Source organism: Streptomyces sp. ADMS, from assembly GCF_033441795.1.
Classification (GTDB): Bacteria; Actinomycetota; Actinomycetes; order Streptomycetales; family Streptomycetaceae; genus Streptomyces.
The window spans coordinates 1-17,400 of the sequence record NZ_JAVFVX010000102.1; the positions used below are offsets into that span (position 1 = coordinate 1).

Here is a 17,400-nt window from a genome sequence, read left to right on the forward strand (position 1 = left end):
GACGCTCGTCCTGCCCTTCCCGGTCGAACTGCTCCGCTTCCTGGAACGGGCGCAGGTCCAGCAGCCTCCTCCAGGCGGGTCACCTGGGTGAGGCGCGCTCCGCGTGTGGTTCCCGAGGCCCGTACGGCGTGATACACACGGCAAGGTCACAGTCCTGTCCGCCAGCAGGAAGGTCGCCTCATGCCCGAAATCGGCAGGCTTGAGATCGACGGTTCCGCGACAGCGGCTCGCTCCACGTCAGTTGACGGCTCCCCCGCCTCCCGACGGCCGGACGATGTACCTCAACTGCTACGCGCCGGGGGCGACGTTCGCGGTGCGGGGCCCATGGAGGCGGTAACCGGCGCCCCCTGGTCAGGACATGGCGGGCAGGCCATAACCTGTCCGCCATGAACGTAGCGGGGGACGTGGTCGACGGCCGGTTCGAGCTGTTGGAGCGGCTCGGCAGCGGCGGGATGGGCACGGTGTGGCGGGCCCGCGACGCCGTGCTGCACCGCGAGGTCGCGCTGAAGGCGGTACGGCCCGACGCGGCGGCGACCGACGCCGTACGGGAGCGGGTGCTGCGTGAGGCGCGGGCGCTCGCCCGGCTCAACCACCCACATGTGGTCACGGTCCACCAGATCATCGACGACGACCCGCATCCCTGGATCGTGATGGAGCTGGTGCCCGGGGTCTCGCTCGACAAGCGCCTGGAGTCGGGCCCGTTGACACCGGTTGAAGCGGCGCGGATCGGCGGCCAGGTACTGGACGCGCTGCGCGCCGCACACGCGGCGGGCGTCCAGCACCGGGACGTGAAACCGGCGAACATCCTTCTGCGGGAGGACGGCAACGCGGTCCTCACCGACTTCGGGATCGCCGCGCTCCAGGGCGCGACGGCCCTGACGATGACCGGCGAACTCGTCGGCTCCCCCGAGTACATCGCCCCGGAACGCATCCGCGGCCCCTCCGACGACCCGGCCTCCGACCTGTGGTCACTGGGAGTCGTGCTGTACGTGTGCGTGGAGGGCGTGAGCCCCCTGCGCCGCGAGACCTCGCTCGCGACCCTGGCCGCGGTCCTGGAGTCCGAGGTACCGCCGCCGTCCCGCTCCGGCGCGCTGACGCCCGTACTGAGAGCGCTGCTCGAACGGGACCCCGCGGCCCGCCCCGGCACGGCTCGACTGGCGGCGATGCTGAAGCAGGTGATGGCCGGCGGATGGGCGGAGGGGACGGCGACAACACCCCAACCCGTGGAAGACATTCCGGAGTTCGGCGAGCCGCCACCGCCCGCCGCACATCACGCCGCACATACGGCGACCGCCGCGGAACGGCGCAGAACGAAGCTTCGACCACGGCTCTCCTCGTCGACGTCCCCCCGCAGACGGGTCGCCGTGTCCGCACTGCTCGCGCTCCTCGTGGCCGTCTCCGGCCTGTTCGTCACCCTGCGCGTTCTCGACGGGAACGAGACGGACGGCGACTCGGGCCCGGTGGCCAGTACGAGAACCTCGCCCGCCCCCACCCCGACCACCCCGCCCACCGCGGCAGGCGGCTGGATCGCCCAGCTCCACTCGGAACCGGTCGGCTCCGGGACCGCCGTCCGGGACGCACGGCTCGCCGAGGTCAGGAAGTCCGTGCCGGAGGCGGTGTTCCTGCGCAGCGACAAGTACGCGTCCCTGCGCCCGGGATACTGGGTGATCTACGCGCCCGGCCCGTTCGCCGACGGCCGTGCCGCGCTGGTCTTCTGCGGCGAACGCGGCCGAACGACACCGAGTACGTGTCTGGGCCGCTACCTGAGCACCGTCACCGCCGACTTCACCCTCCAGTGCCGCCCGCCCGCCACCGCACCCACCGGGCACTGCACACGCCGCCAGGTTTCTTGATCACGAGCGTTGCCCACCGCGAGGTCGCGGCCAGGCGGGTGACGTCCGGACGGCTCGTCATCGCGGCGGGCCACCGGACGACCCCGGCATTCCTACCTTCGTACGATGATCACTCTCGTACGTCGAGTTGCCACCGGCTGTGTCCTCGGCGCCGCCCTCACCGCCCTCACCGCCTGCGGCACCGCCCGTGCCCCGCAGCGGGCCGAGCCGCCTCCCACGCTCCCGTCGTCCGCAGCCCCCTCTCCTCCGCCCACCCTCGCTCCCGGGCCCGCCGGTCTGACCCCCGTCTTCCGCAACGGCCCGCGCACCCCGGACAGGACCGTCGCCCTCACCTTCGACGCCGACATGACCGCCGGACAGGGCGACCGGGCGGCCGGGGGCGAGCGGTTCGACAATCCCCGGCTGATCGCCTCGCTGCGGGCACTGAAGGTACCCGCGACCGTGTTCATGACCGGACGGTGGGCCGAGGAGTACCCCGTCCAGGCCCGCTCCATCGGACGGGACCCCCTGTTCGAGGTCGCCAACCACTCGTACAGCCACTACGCCTTCACCGAGGACTGCTACGGACTGCCGGCCATCGCCGGTCGTGGCTCCGGTTCCGGTTCCGAGGAACGGATGCGCGCCGACGTCGAGCGGGCCTTCACCGCCTTCCGGGCCGCCGGGGTACCCAGGGCCATGCCCTACTTCCGCTTCCCCGGCGGGTGCTACGACCGGCGGGCTCTGCGCGCCCTCAGTGCCACCGGGGTCACCGCCGTGCAGTGGGACGTGGTCAGCGGGGACGCCTTCGCGACGGACGCCGACGCCGTGGCCCGGCAGGTGCTGGACGGCGTACGGCCCGGGTCGGTCGTCGTCATGCACTGCACGCGCAGCGCAGCCCCCGCGACCGAGCGGGCCCTCCGCACGATCGTGCCCGCACTGCGCGAGCGCGGCTTCCGGTTCGTGAAGGTGTCCGAGCTGATCGGGGCCACGGACGGCCGGCGGTGACCGGCTTACGCTGGTGCCATGAGTGAGGAGCACGAGGCAGACGACAAGGACGGCGGACCGCCGTACGCGGAGTGCGTGCTGTGCCGGAAGCCGACCGAGTACCCGAAGTCGCAGAAGGGCGTCACGCTCTGCCCTGTCTGTGAATGGCAGGAGGCACAGCGGGCCGCCTGCTCAGGGTGAGCGGCCACCGTGAGCAGGGCCGCGGTGGCCGGCGACGGCACCGGGGCCGTGCCCGAGCGTGAGCCGGTCACCAGGGACGTGATCACCGGACCGAACGCAGTCCCGCGCCCCGGGCTTGGCAGACTGGACGGCGTGAACAGCGAACCGACGTCTGCGGACGACAGTCCCTTCCGGTCCGAGCCCAGCGCACGTGACCAGGCCCCCCAGTTCGTCCTCCCCCTCGTCGCCCGGATCGAGAAGGCCGAGCCGCCCGCTCGTACGGACGCGTTGGAGACCGCAGCGCGGGCCGTTCTCTCGATCCTCGGAAACGAGCGGTCGGCCGGGGACGGGGAGTGGGCGCAGGCCATGCGGGACTGGGAGGACGCCCGGATCCGCAAGGTCGTGCGGCGGGCGCGGGGGGCCGAGTGGCGGCGGGCCGAGGCACTGCCCGGCATCACGGTCACCGGCAAGTCCGCGGAGGTACGGGTCTTCCCGCCCGTTCCGCTGGACGGCTGGCCCAAGGACCTGGCCCGGCTCCAGGTCTCCGGCACCGACCTGGACGACCCTCAGCCGCCGCGCGGCCCCGACCCGACGGTGCCCGTCCTCTGGTTGAACCCCGAGCTCGACATGTCTGCGGGCAAGGCGATGGCCCAGACCGGACACGGCGCCCAGCTGGCATGGTGGGAGTTGTCGGACGAGGCCCGCGCGGCCTGGCGTGACAGGGGCTTCCCGCTCGCCGTCCGCACGGCGGAACCGGCCCGCTGGCGTGAACTCACCTCCGGCGGACTCCCGTTGGTCCGGGATGCCGGTTTCACGGAGATCGCGCCCGGTTCGGCGACGGTCGTGGCGGACCATCGTCCCCTGGGCCGCACAGGGTTCGGACATCCTCGTTGAACATCCCGGGCTCCCGCCCGTACCTTCTGGCGCTGGCCACGTGACACCTGCCCAACGACCAGTTGGTTTCCCCCGACCGGTCCGCCGCCGGTCCCGGAAGTGCTGCCGCCCCCGACCGCGCGGTGGAGCCGACCGGCAACCCCGATGTGCGGTAGACGCCGTCTGCGACGACACCCGGCGTGGTCAACACCAACCGGCCGGAGGCGAAGGACCCCAACACCGTCGTCCAGGGCGGGTAGGCAGTCGGGCGGGCGGAAGCTCAAATGTTGCTCTGAAGGTCTCCCGGGAGGGGTTCGACCCGGGGGACACCGGCCATGACTCCGTTGCGCCCGAAGGGGCCGGAGAGGGCGAGGGACCATGAAGCGACTGGGTACAGGCATCGGATGGCGGCCGGAGATCGCGGACGCCGTGGAGGTCATGCCGGGCATCGACTGGGTCGAGGCCGTGGCCGAGAACCTGTGCCCGGGGCATCTCCCCGAGTCGCTGCTGCGGCTGCGCGAACGCGGTGTGACGGTGGTTCCGCACGGCGTCTCCCTGGGCCTGGGCGGCGCGGACCGGCCCGCCGAAAACCGGCTCACCGGGCTCGCCGAGCGGGCCGAGGCGCTGGGCTCGCCCCTGGTCACCGAGCACATCGCGTTCGTCCGGGCCGGCGGTCCGCTGACCGCGTCCCCGCTGCTGGAGGCCGGGCACCTGCTGCCCGTGCCCCGTACCCGGGACGCGCTCGACGTGCTGTGCGCGAACGTCCGCATCGCGCAGGCGGCCCTGCCCGTGCCGCTCGCGGTCGAGAACATCGCCGCGCTCATAGCCTGGCCGGGCGATGAACTCACGGAGGGCCAGTTCCTGTACGAACTGGCGGACCGGACCGGCGTACGCCTCCTCGTCGACGTGGCCAACCTGCACACGAACCACGTCAACCGGGGCGAGGACCCGGCGAAGGCCCTGGCCGAACTGCCGGTCGAGGCCATCGCGTACGTCCATGTCGCGGGCGGCTTCGAGCGGGACGGCGTCTGGCACGACAGCCATGCCCACCCGGTCCCGGACGCCGTCCTCGACATCCTCACGGACCTCGCCTCCCGGGTCACCCCGCCCGGCGTCCTGCTGGAGAGGGACGACAACTTCCCCGAGGCGGGCGAGCTGGAGCGGGAGTTGGGCGCGATCCGCGGGGCGTTGGAGCGGGCTACGGCTGTGGAGGGGCCGACGCCGGAAACGGCCGCATCGGAGACGCCGGCCGACAGGACACCCGACAGTGCGGGCTCCGCCCCCGCCCGCCAGCGCCTCGCCCTCGCCCAAGCCGCGCTGCTCTCCGCGCTCGTCGCGGGGACACCGGTGCCGGAGGGGTTCGACCGGGTGCGGCTGGGCGTCCAGTCGCGGGCACTGGGGGCGAAGCGGGCCGATGTGGTGGCGAAGGTGGCTCCGGAGCTGCCCGAGATCCTCGGGGCCGGATACCGGCCCGCCTTCCTCGCGTACGCGCACGGGCACCCCATGTCCGACGGCTACCGGCACGACGCGCTGGACTTCACCGCGCACCTGCTGCTCGGCGGGCAGCCGGAGGACGCGGAGAGCCGGCGGCGACTGCGCGAGTGGTGGCTGGACCGCTCGGGCCCGGTCCCGCGTTCCCAGCGCCCCGCGGCCCGACTGGCCCGGGCCACCCGCCGCGTACTCCTGCGCCTCTGACACACCCGGCCCCAACGGACGCACACCGTGCGGGGACCAACAGCGCCGCCCGCACCCTCCGATTCCACGTGCGGATCATTGGCGTCCCGGTGCCACCGTCTCCGGTCGCGACCTGTCCGCTGCCGCCGCCCCTGACCAGCCCACCGCCGGAGGCCGGTGAGGTCGTGGAGTTCACGGAGCCCGCGGAGCCTTCCGAGGAGCCCTGACTCGGCCACCGCCCATACGTCACGTACCGGCCATACCTCGTCCATATCCTGAAAGCCCATGGCGTTCCAGGCACCCTTCGCATAGAACAACGGCATGTTCTGGTCCTTCCTCCTGCTGCTGGCCTGGGTCGCCGCCGGCACCGCGTGCACCCGGTTGTGTCTGGCCGCCGTACACGCGGCTGCCATCGATCCGGACGCGGCCCCCGGTGGACGCGGGCGTGATCTGACGCTGTACGAGGCCGCGTTCCTGTCCGGCGGACCGGCGCGGGTCGCCGATCTCACCCTGGTGTCGATGGCCCGTCAACGGCGCCTGCTGCTCGCCCACACCGGCTGGGCGACCGTCGTGGACCCGAGCGGGCGAGACGAGATGGAACGGTCGGTGATAGGCGCCATCGGGCCCGAGGGGCAGTCACGCATCGCTCCGGTACGGACGACGGCGGCCGGCACGGAGGCCGTACGGAGGCTCGCGGACCGGCTCGTCGCGGCGGGCCTGGCCGTACCCGACGGCGCCCGGCGCGGAATCGCGTTCGCGGTCCGCCAGGTGCAGGCCGCCGCGCTGGCCGTCGTGGCGCTGGGCGCGGTGGCACTGCTGCTGCCCGGACGGGGCACCGTGCCGCGCGACCTGGTCGCCCTCTGGTTCGCGCTTCCCCTCGTCCTCACCCTGAGCTGCCTCGCCGTCGCCCGGGTCGAGGTCCACCCGTACTCCCGCTGGGCATCACCGGCCGGCCAACGGCTGCTCACCACCCTGTCCCGGCGTACCAGGACCGCAGGCCACCACGGCGCCGGCGACGAACGGACCTACCTCACCTCCGTCGCCGTACTCGGCGTCCGCGCGGTCGGCGAACCCGACCTGCGCGCGGCCTTCGCGCACCGGGAGCCCCAGGACGTCCTGCGCGAACTCCTGCGCTGACCCCCGCCCCCGGCGCCCCGGGAGTGTGCGGGGGCGCATAGGAGTGCTCGCGGCGACACCGGGCGGGCGGTGCTTGCCTTCGCCGAGCGCCGCCCGAAACATCCCTTCTGTTGCCACCGAAGGGATACGCGATGCGAGCTGCCGCCCTCTACTCGGCTGCCGGGTCCTTGTTGCTGACCACCCTGGCCGCCGCCCCGGCGGACAGCGCCCCGGGCCGGCCCGACCGTCCGGGCGGTCCCGGCTCGGCCGAGTTCCGGGGCTCCGTGCTGGCCGCCGCACGCGCCGAGGCGGCCGGTATCCGCTTCGGGAAGTGCCCGGCGGAGGAGGAGTTGCCGGACAGTCTGCGGTGCGGCACCGTCACCGTGCCGCTCGACTACGCGCACCCCGACGGCAAGCAGATCAAGCTCACCGTCAGCCGGACGGAGGCGACCGGCAAGGACCCGCGCGACCCCGAGCACAAGGTGGAGCGCCAGGGTTCCCTCGTCTACAACCCGGGCGGCCCGGGCGCGTCGGGCATGTTCTTCCCGCTGATCGGCGTCATCCCGGAGTGGAAGCGCATCGCGGGGGCGTACGACATGGTCGGGTACGCGCCGCGCGGGGTGGGCCGGTCGGCGCCGCTGTCCTGCAAGGACCCGAAGGTCTTCTTCAAGGGGCCCACGCAGGCACCGGCGCACCCCTCGGAATCGTACAAGCAGGAGCGCATCGCCGAGGCGAAGGCGTACGCGCGCGGGTGCGCCGAGCGTTCGGGCGACGCGCTGCGCCACTACCACTCCCTCAACAACGCCCGTGACCTGGACGTCCTGCGCGCCGCGCTCGGTGAGGACCGGCTGACCTTCATGGGCGCCTCGTACGGCACGTACTTCGGGGCGCTGTACGCGACGCTGTTCCCCTCACACGTACGGCGCATGGTGTTCGACTCGGTGGTGAACCCGGATCCGGGCGGGATCTGGTACCGCAACAACCTCGACCAGTCGGCCGCGTTCGAGGTCCGCTGGGCGGACTTCCGGGCGTGGGTCGCCCGGCACGACGACGTGTACGGGCTGGGCGCCACGCCGGAGGCGGTGCTGCGGAGTTACGAGAAGGCGGCTGCCCGGCTCGCCGCCGAGCCGGCCGGAGGGAAGGTGGGCCCGGGGCAGTTGCAGGGCGCGTTCCTGCAGACCGGGTACTACGACGACTACTGGCCGCACCGCGCACACGCCCTGTCCGCCTATCTGAAGGGCGATCCGCAGCCGCTGATCGAGCAGGCGGCACCGGTGACGGAGGCGGCCGTCGAGGCGGAGAACGGCAACGCGGTCTACACGGCCGTCGAGTGCAACGACGCGCCCTGGCCGACGAGTTGGCGGGTCTGGGACCGGGACAACACACGGCTGGCGCGCACGGCGCCGTTCGAGACCTGGGACAACGTGTGGATGAACCTGCCGTGCGCCTACTGGCCGGCGCCCCGGCAGACACCCCTCGACGTGCGGACCGGGCCGGGCGACCTGCCGCCGGTGCTGATCCTGGCGGCCGAGCGGGACGCGGCGACGCCGTACGCGGGCGCACTCGAACTGCGGCGCCGGCTGCCCGGCTCGTCCCTGGTGACCGAGCGGGGCGCGGGCACGCACGGCATCGCCGGCGGCCCGAACCGGTGCGTCAACGGCCACCTGGACGCGTATCTGCTGGCGGGCCGGCTGCCGGGGCGGAGCGCGGAGTGCGCCCCGCATCCGGAGCCACGGCCTGTGGGCGGGGCCGGCCGATCCCAGAAGGAACACAAGGAAAAGGCCATCCGGGCATCCTGAGGCAGAGGGGTGCCCGTCAGGCGAGCCCGGCGGCCAGCTCGCCGATGTCCTTACGGCGCCCCGTGCTGCATCCCTCCGGGGGACGAACCCCCGGACCCCCGGCCGCCCACAAGGCACCACCCCTGATCAGGCCAGCCCCTCGACCAGCTCGACCACCGACTTACGGCGCCCCGTGTAGAACGGGACCTCTTCGCGGACGTGCATGCGGGCCTCTGAGGCACGCAGGTGGCGCATGAGGTCGACGATGCGGTACAGCTCGTCGGCCTCGAAGGCCAGCAGCCATTCGTAGTCGCCGAGGGAGAACGAGGCGACCGTGTTGGCGCGTACGTCCGGGAAGCCGCGGGCCATCTTGCCGTGGTCGGCGAGCATCCGGCGGCGGTCCTCGTCGGGCAGCAGGTACCAGTCGTACGAGCGCACGAACGGGTAGACGCTGATGTAGTTCCGGGGCGTCTCGTCGGCCAGGAACGCCGGAATGTGCGAGCGGTTGAACTCGGCGGGGCGGTGCAGCGCCATGTTCGACCACACCGGCTCCAGGGCGCGGCCCAGCCTGGTGCGGCGGAAGAGGTTGTACGCCTCCTGGAGCTGGTCGGCGGTCTCGGCGTGCCACCAGATCATCAGGTCGGCGTCGGCACGCAGCCCCGACACGTCGTACGTGCCCCGGACGGTCACGTCCTTGGCGGCGAGCTGGTCGAACAGTTCCTGGACCTCGTCGGCGTAGCCCGTGCGGTCCTCGGGCAGGACGTCCTTCAGTCTGAAGACGGACCACAGGGTGTAGCGGATGACCTCGTTGAGGTCCTTGGCCAGCTTGCCCTTGTTCGGGATGCGGGCCGCGTCGGTGGTGGGGGCGTCGTCACTCATGTGCCTATTCTCCCGCTCCGGCGTGCGCGCTTCGCACCGGGTTGGCCGCAAGCGGCTCCAGCGGCCCCAGTGCGTCCACGGCCGCGTACGCGCTCGCGATGCAGGCCGGGATGCCGACCCCGTCGTACGCCGCGCCGCACACGGCGAGGCCCGGGAACTTGGCGATGTGCTCGCGGACGCGGTCCACGCGCGCGTGGTGGCCGACGGGGTACTGGGGCAGTCCGTCGTCCCAGCGGGTGACGCGGGTCTCGACGGGGGCCGCCGTCAGCCCGGTCGCCTCCTTGAGGTCGTGGCGCGAGACCTCGACCAGGCCGGAATCGGGGCGCTGGAGGATCTCCGTCTCTGCGTACCGCCCCACGGAGGTCCGCAGGACCAGCAGGTCCGGGTTCTCGTCGGCGATCCAGCCCCACTTCTGGGAGGCGAACGTCGACGCCTTGATGGTGCGTCCGTCGACGGGCGGCACCAGGAAGCCGCTGCCCTCGGGGAGGCTGATGTCCGCGCGGCGGTAGGCCAGGGTGATCAGGGCCATAGAGGCGTACTCCACGCCCGCGAGTCCGGCCGCGGCGGCCGGCGCCTCGGCGCGCAGCAGAACTGCGGCCACCGGGGCCGGTACGGCGACGACCACCCCGTCGGCGTCGAACACCCGCTGCCCGGCGACGACCCGCCAAGCCGCCGAGGTGCCGGCCGTCCGGCGCAGCTCGGTCACGGGCACGCCGGTGACGATCCCGCCGCCCCGCGCGCGCACCGACTGCGCGACGGCGAGCGGGAGTTGGCCCACACCCCCCTGGATGCCCATGAAGACCGAACCGGCCTGCTGGGGGGCGGCGGCCATCCGGGCCTGGATGGCGCGCACGCCCTCCGTCAGGGACGCGTACTTCCTGGCGACCTCGAAGAGCTGGGGTACGGCCGAGCGCATCGAGATGCGGTACGCGTCGCCCGCGTACACCCCGCCCAGCAGCGGCTCGACCAGGCGGTCGACGACCTCGCGGCCCAGGCGCGCGGCGACGAACTCCCCCACGGCCACGTCGTCCCCGACCTCCGTGCGCGGCAGGTCCGCGTCGCGCTCGATACGGGCCAGCCCCTCGTCCGAGAGGACGCCGGCCAGGGCCGAGGCGCTGCCGGGGACGCCCATGACGTGCCCCTTGGGCATGGGGCGCAGGGCACCCCGGGTCCAGATCGAGGCCGTCGAGGTGGCGGGCGGCTGGAGGTGGTCGTCCAGACCCACCTCGCGGGCCAGCGCGACGGCTTCGGGTCTGCGCGCGAGCATCGACTCGGCACCGAGGTCGACCCGCGCGCCCGCGATCTCGCCGGGCAGCAGCTTGCCGCCGACGCGGTCGGACGCCTCCAGGACCGTGACCCGGACACCCCGGTCCAGCAGCCGGTGGGCGGCGGCCAGACCGGCGATCCCGCCCCCGATGACGACGACATGCCCGGCACCCGCACGGGCCTCCACTGCGCTCATGCCACCACCCTCTCAGACCTCGCTGACACTCCCTTCGCCGCACGGCGCTCACGGTGTCCGGCGCGAGTCCCGACCGTGACCTCATCGGGACCGTAACCGGCCAACGTCTCGAACCCCTCAGGCGTCGAAGGAACGTCAGTCGTGCACCACGACGGTCCAACGACAGCCCTCGGGGGGAATCCGCAAGATGAACACCACGCGCACACGCCGCACACGACCCTCCACACACCCCGTACGACCGGTTCGGGTCCTGGCGGGCCTGCTCCTCGCCGCGGCCCTCGCGCTCACCGGCTGCACCGGCGCCGCCGACAGCGACAGTGCGAGCAGCGATGCGGGCAGGGCGGCGAAGGCCGACTCGGGTGCCCTGGAGGAGCAGGCCGCGTCCGACGGCAGGACGGACGGCGGCAAGGGCAGCGGCGCCCAGGCCAGTACGGCGCCCCAGGCGGCCACCGCCCCGCACATCATCCGCACGGTGTCCGTCTCCGTGCAGGTCAAGGACGTACCCAAGGCACTGGCCAAGGTCCGCACCACCGCGGTGAACGCGGGCGGCTATGTCGGCAGCGAGACGACGACCCTGGACGAGGAGGAGGGCAGCGAGAGCACCGACGTCGTCCTGCGGGTGCCCGTCGGCGAGTACGAGAAGGTCCTCACCGGCCTGGAGGGCACCGGCAGGCTTCTGCACCGGGAGGCGGAGGCGCAGGACGTCACCGAGCAGGTCGTCGACGTGGAGAGCCGCATCACCACGCAGCGCGCGAGCGTGAACCGCATCCGCGAGCTGATGGACCAGGCCACCGGACTCTCCGACGTGGTCACCCTGGAAGGCGAGTTGAGCCGCCGTCAGGCCGACCTGGAGTCGCTGCTCGCCCGCCAGTCCTCCCTGAAGGACCGCACGACCCTGGCCACGATCAACCTTTCCCTGTCCGAGACCCCGGGCAGGGAGTCCGACGAGGACGACGACCCGGGCTTCCTGGAAGCCCTCGCCGGCGGCTGGAACGCGTTCGTGACGATGCTGCGCTGGATCGTGGTGGTCATCGCCGCGGTACTGCCGTTCGCGGCGGTGGCGGCCCTGCTGCTGTTCGCCTGGCTGCGTCTCACCCGCACCCGGCGCCGGCAGCCCACCCCGGCGCCGTCCACGGGACCGGCCACGGCGACGTCCCTGCCGACGGCTCCGTCAGGGACCGACCAGGATTGAGACGGCAGGTCCCCGTAGCGTGTCCGTATGAGCATGAGCGATGGCCTGACGAGTGACACGAACCGTGGGACCGAGCGTCTGGTGGTGATCGGCGGCGACGCGGCGGGCATGTCCGCCGCGTCGCAGGCACGCCGGCTCAGAGGCCCCGACGAGTTGGAGATCGTGGCGTTCGAACGCGGCCACTTCACCTCATACTCGGCGTGCGGCATCCCGTACTGGGTGAGCGGCGACGTCCCGGACCGGGACCGGCTGATCGCCCGTACGTCCGAGGAGCACAGGGCCCGCGACATCGACCTGCGCATGCGTACGGAGGTCACGGAGATCGACGTCCCGGGCAACCGGGTACGCGCCCGGGACCTGGAAACGGGCGCCGAGTCATGGACGTCGTACGACAAACTGGTGATCGCCACGGGCGCCCGTCCGATCCGCCCCGAACTGCCCGGCGTCGACGCCCCCGGGGTGCACGGCGTACAGACACTGGACGACGGCCAGGCGCTCCTTGACACCCTCGCGGCCCTGGACGCCACCGAGGGCCGCCGTGCGGTCGTGGTCGGCGCGGGCTACATCGGTGTGGAGATGGCCGAGGCGCTCATCAAGCGCGGCTACGAGGTGACGGTCGTCAACCGCGGCGAGGAACCGATGTCCACGCTCGACCCGGACATGGGCCGCCTGGTGCACGAGGCGATGGAGGGCCTGGGCATCACCATGGTGAACGACACGGCGGTCACCAAGCTGCTCACCGGCGACGACGGCAGGGTACGCGCGGTCGCCACGGAGGACGCCGAGTACCCGGCGGACGTGGTGGTGCTCGGCATCGGCGTCCGCCCCGAGACGACGCTCGCACAAGCGGCGGGACTCCCCCTGGGCGACCACGGCGGCCTCCTCACCGATCTGGCGATGCGGGTGCGCGGACACGAGAACATCTGGGCGGGCGGCGACTGTGTCGAGGTCCTTGACCTGGTCTCCGGCCGGGAACGGCACATCGCCCTCGGCACGCACGCCAACAAGCACGGCCAGGTCATCGGCGCGAACGCGGGCGGCGGCTACGCCACCTTCCCCGGGGTCGTCGGCACGGCCGTGAGCAAGGTCTGCGACCTGGAGATCGCCCGCACCGGCCTGCGCGAGAAGGACGCACACCGGGCGGGCCTCCGCTTCGAAACGGTCACCATCGAGTCGACGAACCGCGCGGGCTACTACCCCGGCGCAGCCCTGATGACGGTGAAAATGCTCGCCGAGGCCCGCACAGGCCGCCTCCTGGGCGTCCAGATCGTCGGCCGCGAGGGCACGGCGAAGCGGGTCGACGTCGCGGCGGTGGCGCTGACAGCAGGCATGACGGTGGACCAGATGACAGCCCTGGACCTGGGCTACGCGCCTCCGTTCTCCCCGGTCTGGGACCCCGTACTGGTAGCGGCAAGAAAAGCAAGCACGGCTGTACGCAAGGGCACTTCTTGACAAGGGCGCAGGCCACCTGCCCAGGGACGCGGGGAACCGCGCGACAGACCACGACGGACCCGCACCCGGCATCCAGCCGCACCCCCTATGGGGCTACGCCGTCCCGTTGATCCGGTCAATCGCCTGCCGCGCCTGCTCCCCCGGAGGCCGGGAGGGCAACGAGGACACGGACGCCGATGCCGAAACCGTCGGCGGCGCCTGCGCACCCGCGGGCTTCGCGTGGGCGCCCAGCCCACTGGACCGCAACCGATGGCTCACCGCCTCGTCGAGCGACACGGGCCGCTGCATCTGCGTGGCCAGCCGCCCCGCCTCCTGGCCGAGCCGGGCCACGTCCTCCCAGGGCAGGTGGACCACCAGCGCGAGTTCAGCCTCTCCGTTCGGCAGAGCCTGTACCGACTGCATCGGAGGAGTAACTCGGTCGTTCATCGCCTGTTCCTCACGTAGTCCCCGCGACGCGCCTTCGCCGTGCCGCGGACGTTGAGGACAGATACGGACACAGGGACAGCCGCGTTCACCGATTCGCGGGACGCATCGGGGGCACTAATTCCTTGTGGTCATCCCCGTCCATGACGTGAACCCCGCAAACCGCACCCCCTGGGTCACGTACGCGCTGATCGCCGCCAACGTCCTCGTGTTCCTCTCCACGCCCGGCACAGCGGGTTCGGTGACGGGCGAGAGCGGCCTGGCGCAGCTGTGTCACCTCCAGGCGTTCCTGGACCGCTACGCCGCCGTGCCCCAGGAGCTGATCCACCACCAGCTGCCACGATTGGTCCCGACGGGCGACGTCGGCGTCGGCACGGGCGGGCCGGGCTGTGTGATCGGCCCGCCGGACTACGACAAGTCACCCGCGCTGTCCGTGTTCACGGCGCTGTTCCTGCACGGTGGCTGGCTGCACCTGCTGGGCAACATGCTGTTCCTGCTGATCTTCGGCAACAACATCGAGGACCGGATGGGGCACATCCGCTTCGCGCTGTTCTACGTCGCCTGCGGGTACGCAGCGACCTACGGCTTCGCCCTCGCGAACTCCGACTCGGGTGACCCCCTGATCGGGGCGTCCGGGGCGGTCGCCGGGGTGCTGGGCGCCTATCTGGTGCTGTTCCCGAAGGCCCGAGTGTGGGTCCTCGTACCGTTCCTGATCTTCCTGCCACTTCGACTGCCGGCCTGGATGGTGCTGGGCTTCTGGTTCGCGCTGCAGGCGGTGTACTCGTCCGGCGAGGGTGTCTCCGACGCGGGCACCGTGGCGTACGCCGCGCACATTGTCGGCTTCCTGGCCGGCATGTTGATCGCCTGGCCGCTACGCCCAGGCACCCCGCCGCCGCCAGAACCACGTGGCCTCCTGTGGGGAAGGCGGGCGCGGCCGGGTCAGTAAGGACAGCGAGACCCGGGCTCCTCCCGGACGGGAACCCCCGGAAGGACCGGGAACGGCTCAGTGAGTACGAGGACGGTGGGCTCGACCCAGGGCGAGGCAGGCACGCGAGCACCACATCAAAGTTCGCGATGGCGACCTTTGCATTCCGCGAGGAGGCGGCACCCGCCCACCTCTGCGACCAGCCGTGTCGATCGTTCACGAGGTCGGACACCCACCCCGGGCGAGACCGCTCAGGTCGCAGTCGAGTCGGGCGAAGATTCCTTCGCCACGCCAGGACGCGCAACAGGCGTCGACGTCGCCGTGGTTCGGGAAGTCATACGGAAGGCATTCTCAGGGGATTCCCGTGCGATTGACATAGATCGCGTCGAACAGGTCGCGCGGTTCTATCTTGGCCGGTGGACCTGCGGTCGAGTCGGGCTTTCCACCCTGCCGCCAGGGTCGGCTCGATCAAGGCCCAACAGGCGTCGGACAGGTCGCCGAGGTGCGGCTTCCGCCGGCTCACGCCGTAGCGTTTGCACAAGCAGGACGGAAGCCGGTGCTCCGCTGACCATCGGACAGTTCTTCCGCATTTCAAACCAGACGGACTTCCGCCCGCAGAAGCGAGCAAAACGGGCGGCAGATCTTGAGTTGCGGGAGAGGACGAGAGTCACCTACCCGATGCACCCGGGTAAATCAGGGCGGCAACGAAAGCCGCTTACCGGAAAATACATATGCCAATGTCCTCTCAGTGGACGTCGGAGTAGCTCTCGTCCGTGACGTCCATTTCCTTTCCGGCCGAACCCTCCGACCGACGCGTCCTCGCGCCGGAGCGGCCGGGCAGGACTGCCAGGACGATCACGGTTCCGGCGGCCATGACGATCCCGCCGACCATGCTGGTCTGGGCGACACTGTGAGCGAATGCCTGGTGGACGGCGTCGACGAGGGCCTGGGCCTGCTGCCCGGCGGTTGGGTCCTTCGCAACCTGCTCGGCGACAGCCAGGCCGCCGCCCACCGAGTCCTTGGCGGTGTCGAGGGCTGCGGCCGGCAGCTGCCCTCCGACCAGGTCGGTGAGTTCGGTCCGGTAGATCGTGCCGAGGAATGAGCCGAGGACCGCGATGCCGAGGGAGGCGCCGAGTTCCAGCGCGGTGTCGTTGGCGCCGCCGCCGACGCCCAACTCGGCCTCGGGGAAGGAACCCATGATGGCGTCCGTGGCCGGGGACACGCTCAGCCCGATCGCAAAACCGAGCATCATCATCGGTGCCAGGAAGTCGGTGTACGTCGAAGTCCTGTCGACCTGCGTGAGCAGGAGGACCCCCGTGGTGCCGATCACCATGCCGGCGACGACCGACACCTTCATGCCGAGCAGTGGGGTCAGCCGGCCGGTGAGAGCGGCGCCGACGAAGACCGCACCGGCCAGCGGCAGCAGCCGTACGCCGGTCTCCAGCGCACCGTAGCCCAGGACGAACTGCAGGAACTGGGTGGAGTAGTAGATCGCTCCGAACGTGCCGAAGAAGAAGAACAGCACCGCGAGCATCGACCCGCTGAAGGGCCGCAGCCGGAACTTGCGCACGTCCAGCATGGGGCGCGGGTGCCGCAGCTCCCACCAGACGAAGGACAGCAGGCCCGCACCGGCGACCACGGCCGCCGTGACGGGCCCGGCGCCCCAGCCGAAGTGCGGGCCTTCGATGGTCGCGTAGACGAGGCAGCCGACGGAGACGATGGACAGCAGGCCGCCCACGTAGTCGATCCGGCCCATGCCCTCGGCCTTGGACGGCGGTATCAGGAAGAGCGCCCCGACGATGGCGACGATGACGATCGGGACGTTGATCAGGAAGGTCGAGCCCCAGGCGTGGTCCTCCAGCAGCCAGCCGGCGACCAGAGGACCGACGGCGATCGCGAGGCCCGAGGTGGCTGTCCAGGCGGTGATGGCGTGGGCCCGCTCGGCCCGCGGGAACGTGGCGACCAGCAGGGACAGCGTGGCCGGCATCACCACGGCGGCGCCGACGCCCATGACGGCCCGGGCCGCGATCACCAGACCGGTCTCGTCGACCAGGCTGCCCATCACCGCACCGACGCCAAAGATCACCAGACCGGCGATCAGGGCGCCACGCCGACTGTATTTGTCGCCGATCGCGCCCAGGACGAGCATCAGCGCAGCGTACGGGACGGTGTAGCCGTCGATGACCCACTGCAGATCACTGCTGCTCAGGTCCAGATCCCGGGTCATGTCCGGGGCGGCCACGATCAGCGACGTGTTCGCCATGACCACGATCAGCAGGCTCAGACACAACACCAGCAGGGCCCACCAGCGCCGCGAGTACGGCCCGGTCATTTTCTCGACGGGGGTGTTTGCGAGGAGAGGCATCGGAGACTCCTGAGGAGACAAGGGGGCACGTTAATTGCCCATCGATGTGCAGACTAGTTTCTTGCCCATTGATGTGCAACTATCTTCGTGACCGCTACCCCGCACCGAGGTACCGACATGACGAGCCCCTCCGCCTCCCACGGATCGGGCCTCCGCAGGCCGCGCGCCACACGGAGCCGCATCCTCGAAGCGGCCCGCCAGGTGCTGGGGCAGGCCCCGGACAGCGGCCTCGGTGTCATCGCCGAGGCCGCCGGGGTGGCACGTC

Annotated in this window: 14 protein-coding genes and 2 pseudogenes; 11 read left to right on the top strand and 5 right to left on the bottom strand. The window is 71.7% G+C overall.

Annotated features, from left to right (window positions below):
* The 8 genes and pseudogenes from RB628_RS31695 to RB628_RS31730 all read left to right on the top strand — a co-directional run.
* Positions 1–91, top strand: a pseudogene (locus tag RB628_RS31695) (slipin family protein); the annotation flags it as partial.
* A 295-nt stretch (positions 92–386) separates the two neighbouring features.
* A complete protein-coding gene (locus RB628_RS31700) occupies positions 387–1,853 on the top strand; it encodes a serine/threonine-protein kinase (protein ID WP_318324041.1) in 1,467 nt (488 codons plus the stop codon).
* Positions 1,854–1,958: 105 nt separating this feature from the next.
* Positions 1,959–2,837, top strand: a complete 879-nt coding sequence (locus tag RB628_RS31705) for a polysaccharide deacetylase family protein (protein WP_318324042.1) — start codon at positions 1,959–1,961, stop codon at positions 2,835–2,837.
* A gap of 18 nt (positions 2,838–2,855) precedes the next feature.
* Positions 2,856–3,017 (top strand): hypothetical protein, encoded by a 162-nt coding sequence (locus RB628_RS31710; RefSeq protein WP_318324043.1) that lies wholly within the window; start codon positions 2,856–2,858, stop codon positions 3,015–3,017.
* A 132-nt stretch (positions 3,018–3,149) separates the two neighbouring features.
* Positions 3,150–3,890, top strand: a complete 741-nt coding sequence (locus tag RB628_RS31715; RefSeq protein ID WP_318324067.1) for an aminoacyl-tRNA hydrolase — start codon at positions 3,150–3,152, stop codon at positions 3,888–3,890.
* Between the two features lie 357 nt (positions 3,891–4,247).
* Complete coding sequence (locus RB628_RS31720; protein WP_318324044.1) at positions 4,248–5,564, top strand: DUF692 domain-containing protein; 1,317 nt, start codon at positions 4,248–4,250, stop codon at positions 5,562–5,564.
* A 300-nt stretch (positions 5,565–5,864) separates the two neighbouring features.
* Complete coding sequence (locus RB628_RS31725) at positions 5,865–6,680, top strand: TIGR04222 domain-containing membrane protein (protein ID WP_318324045.1); 816 nt, start codon at positions 5,865–5,867, stop codon at positions 6,678–6,680.
* 131 nt (positions 6,681–6,811) lie between these two features.
* Positions 6,812–8,458 carry an alpha/beta hydrolase gene (locus RB628_RS31730; RefSeq protein ID WP_318324046.1) on the top strand — a complete coding sequence of 549 codons (1,647 nt, stop codon included), beginning with the start codon at positions 6,812–6,814 and terminating at the stop codon, positions 8,456–8,458.
* A 126-nt stretch (positions 8,459–8,584) separates the two neighbouring features.
* On the opposite strand, the gene hemQ is transcribed toward RB628_RS31730, so the two are convergent.
* Both hemQ and hemG read right to left on the bottom strand, forming a co-directional pair.
* Positions 8,585–9,316: a hydrogen peroxide-dependent heme synthase gene (gene hemQ / locus RB628_RS31735; protein WP_318324047.1), complete on the bottom strand. Its 732-nt coding sequence runs from the start codon at positions 9,314–9,316 to the stop codon at positions 8,585–8,587.
* Positions 9,317–9,320: 4 nt separating this feature from the next.
* Positions 9,321–10,778, bottom strand: a complete 1,458-nt coding sequence (gene hemG / locus RB628_RS31740) for a protoporphyrinogen oxidase (protein ID WP_318324048.1) — start codon at positions 10,776–10,778, stop codon at positions 9,321–9,323.
* 187 nt (positions 10,779–10,965) lie between these two features.
* Between hemG and RB628_RS31745 the strand changes: the two genes are divergently transcribed.
* Both RB628_RS31745 and RB628_RS31750 read left to right on the top strand, forming a co-directional pair.
* Complete coding sequence (locus RB628_RS31745) at positions 10,966–11,970, top strand: DUF4349 domain-containing protein (protein WP_318324049.1); 1,005 nt, start codon at positions 10,966–10,968, stop codon at positions 11,968–11,970.
* Positions 11,971–11,997: 27 nt separating this feature from the next.
* Positions 11,998–13,422, top strand: coding sequence for an FAD-dependent oxidoreductase (locus RB628_RS31750; RefSeq protein ID WP_318324050.1), 1,425 nt, complete (start codon positions 11,998–12,000; stop codon positions 13,420–13,422).
* A gap of 93 nt (positions 13,423–13,515) precedes the next feature.
* Here RB628_RS31750 and RB628_RS31755 read toward each other — a convergent pair whose 3' ends face one another.
* Entirely contained in the window at positions 13,516–13,848 is a 333-nt protein-coding gene (locus RB628_RS31755) for a hypothetical protein (RefSeq protein ID WP_318324051.1), read from the bottom strand.
* Between the two features lie 124 nt (positions 13,849–13,972).
* On the opposite strand from RB628_RS31755, the gene RB628_RS31760 reads away from it, so the two are divergent.
* Positions 13,973–14,791 (top strand): rhomboid family intramembrane serine protease, encoded by an 819-nt coding sequence (locus RB628_RS31760; protein ID WP_318324052.1) that lies wholly within the window; start codon positions 13,973–13,975, stop codon positions 14,789–14,791.
* 216 nt (positions 14,792–15,007) lie between these two features.
* On the opposite strand, the pseudogene RB628_RS31765 reads toward RB628_RS31760, so the two are convergent.
* Positions 15,008–15,293 (bottom strand): annotated as a pseudogene (locus RB628_RS31765) (transposase); the annotation flags it as partial.
* Positions 15,294–15,515: 222 nt separating this feature from the next.
* Complete coding sequence (locus tag RB628_RS31770) at positions 15,516–17,135, bottom strand: MFS transporter (RefSeq protein WP_318324053.1); 1,620 nt, start codon at positions 17,133–17,135, stop codon at positions 15,516–15,518.
* Between the last annotated feature and the right edge of the window lie 265 nt (positions 17,136–17,400).

What these genes read in the sequence shown, in the direction of transcription:
- RB628_RS31710 (WP_318324043.1), top strand. Translation starts at nt 2,856, where the DNA reads ATGAGTGAGGAGCACGAGGCAGACGACAAGGACGGCGGACCGCCGTAC.
- RB628_RS31755 (WP_318324051.1), bottom strand. Translation starts at nt 13,848, where the DNA reads ATGAACGACCGAGTTACTCCTCCGATGCAGTCGGTACAGGCTCTGCCG.
- RB628_RS31720 (WP_318324044.1), top strand. Translation starts at nt 4,248, where the DNA reads ATGAAGCGACTGGGTACAGGCATCGGATGGCGGCCGGAGATCGCGGAC.
- RB628_RS31750 (WP_318324050.1), top strand. Translation starts at nt 11,998, where the DNA reads ATGAGCATGAGCGATGGCCTGACGAGTGACACGAACCGTGGGACCGAG.
- RB628_RS31745 (WP_318324049.1), top strand. Translation starts at nt 10,966, where the DNA reads ATGAACACCACGCGCACACGCCGCACACGACCCTCCACACACCCCGTA.
- RB628_RS31700 (WP_318324041.1), top strand. Translation starts at nt 387, where the DNA reads ATGAACGTAGCGGGGGACGTGGTCGACGGCCGGTTCGAGCTGTTGGAG.
- hemQ (WP_318324047.1), bottom strand. Translation starts at nt 9,316, where the DNA reads ATGAGTGACGACGCCCCCACCACCGACGCGGCCCGCATCCCGAACAAG.
- hemG (WP_318324048.1), bottom strand. Translation starts at nt 10,778, where the DNA reads ATGAGCGCAGTGGAGGCCCGTGCGGGTGCCGGGCATGTCGTCGTCATC.
- RB628_RS31705 (WP_318324042.1), top strand. Translation starts at nt 1,959, where the DNA reads ATGATCACTCTCGTACGTCGAGTTGCCACCGGCTGTGTCCTCGGCGCC.
- RB628_RS31730 (WP_318324046.1), top strand. Translation starts at nt 6,812, where the DNA reads ATGCGAGCTGCCGCCCTCTACTCGGCTGCCGGGTCCTTGTTGCTGACC.
- RB628_RS31725 (WP_318324045.1), top strand. Translation starts at nt 5,865, where the DNA reads ATGTTCTGGTCCTTCCTCCTGCTGCTGGCCTGGGTCGCCGCCGGCACC.
- RB628_RS31770 (WP_318324053.1), bottom strand. Translation starts at nt 17,135, where the DNA reads ATGCCTCTCCTCGCAAACACCCCCGTCGAGAAAATGACCGGGCCGTAC.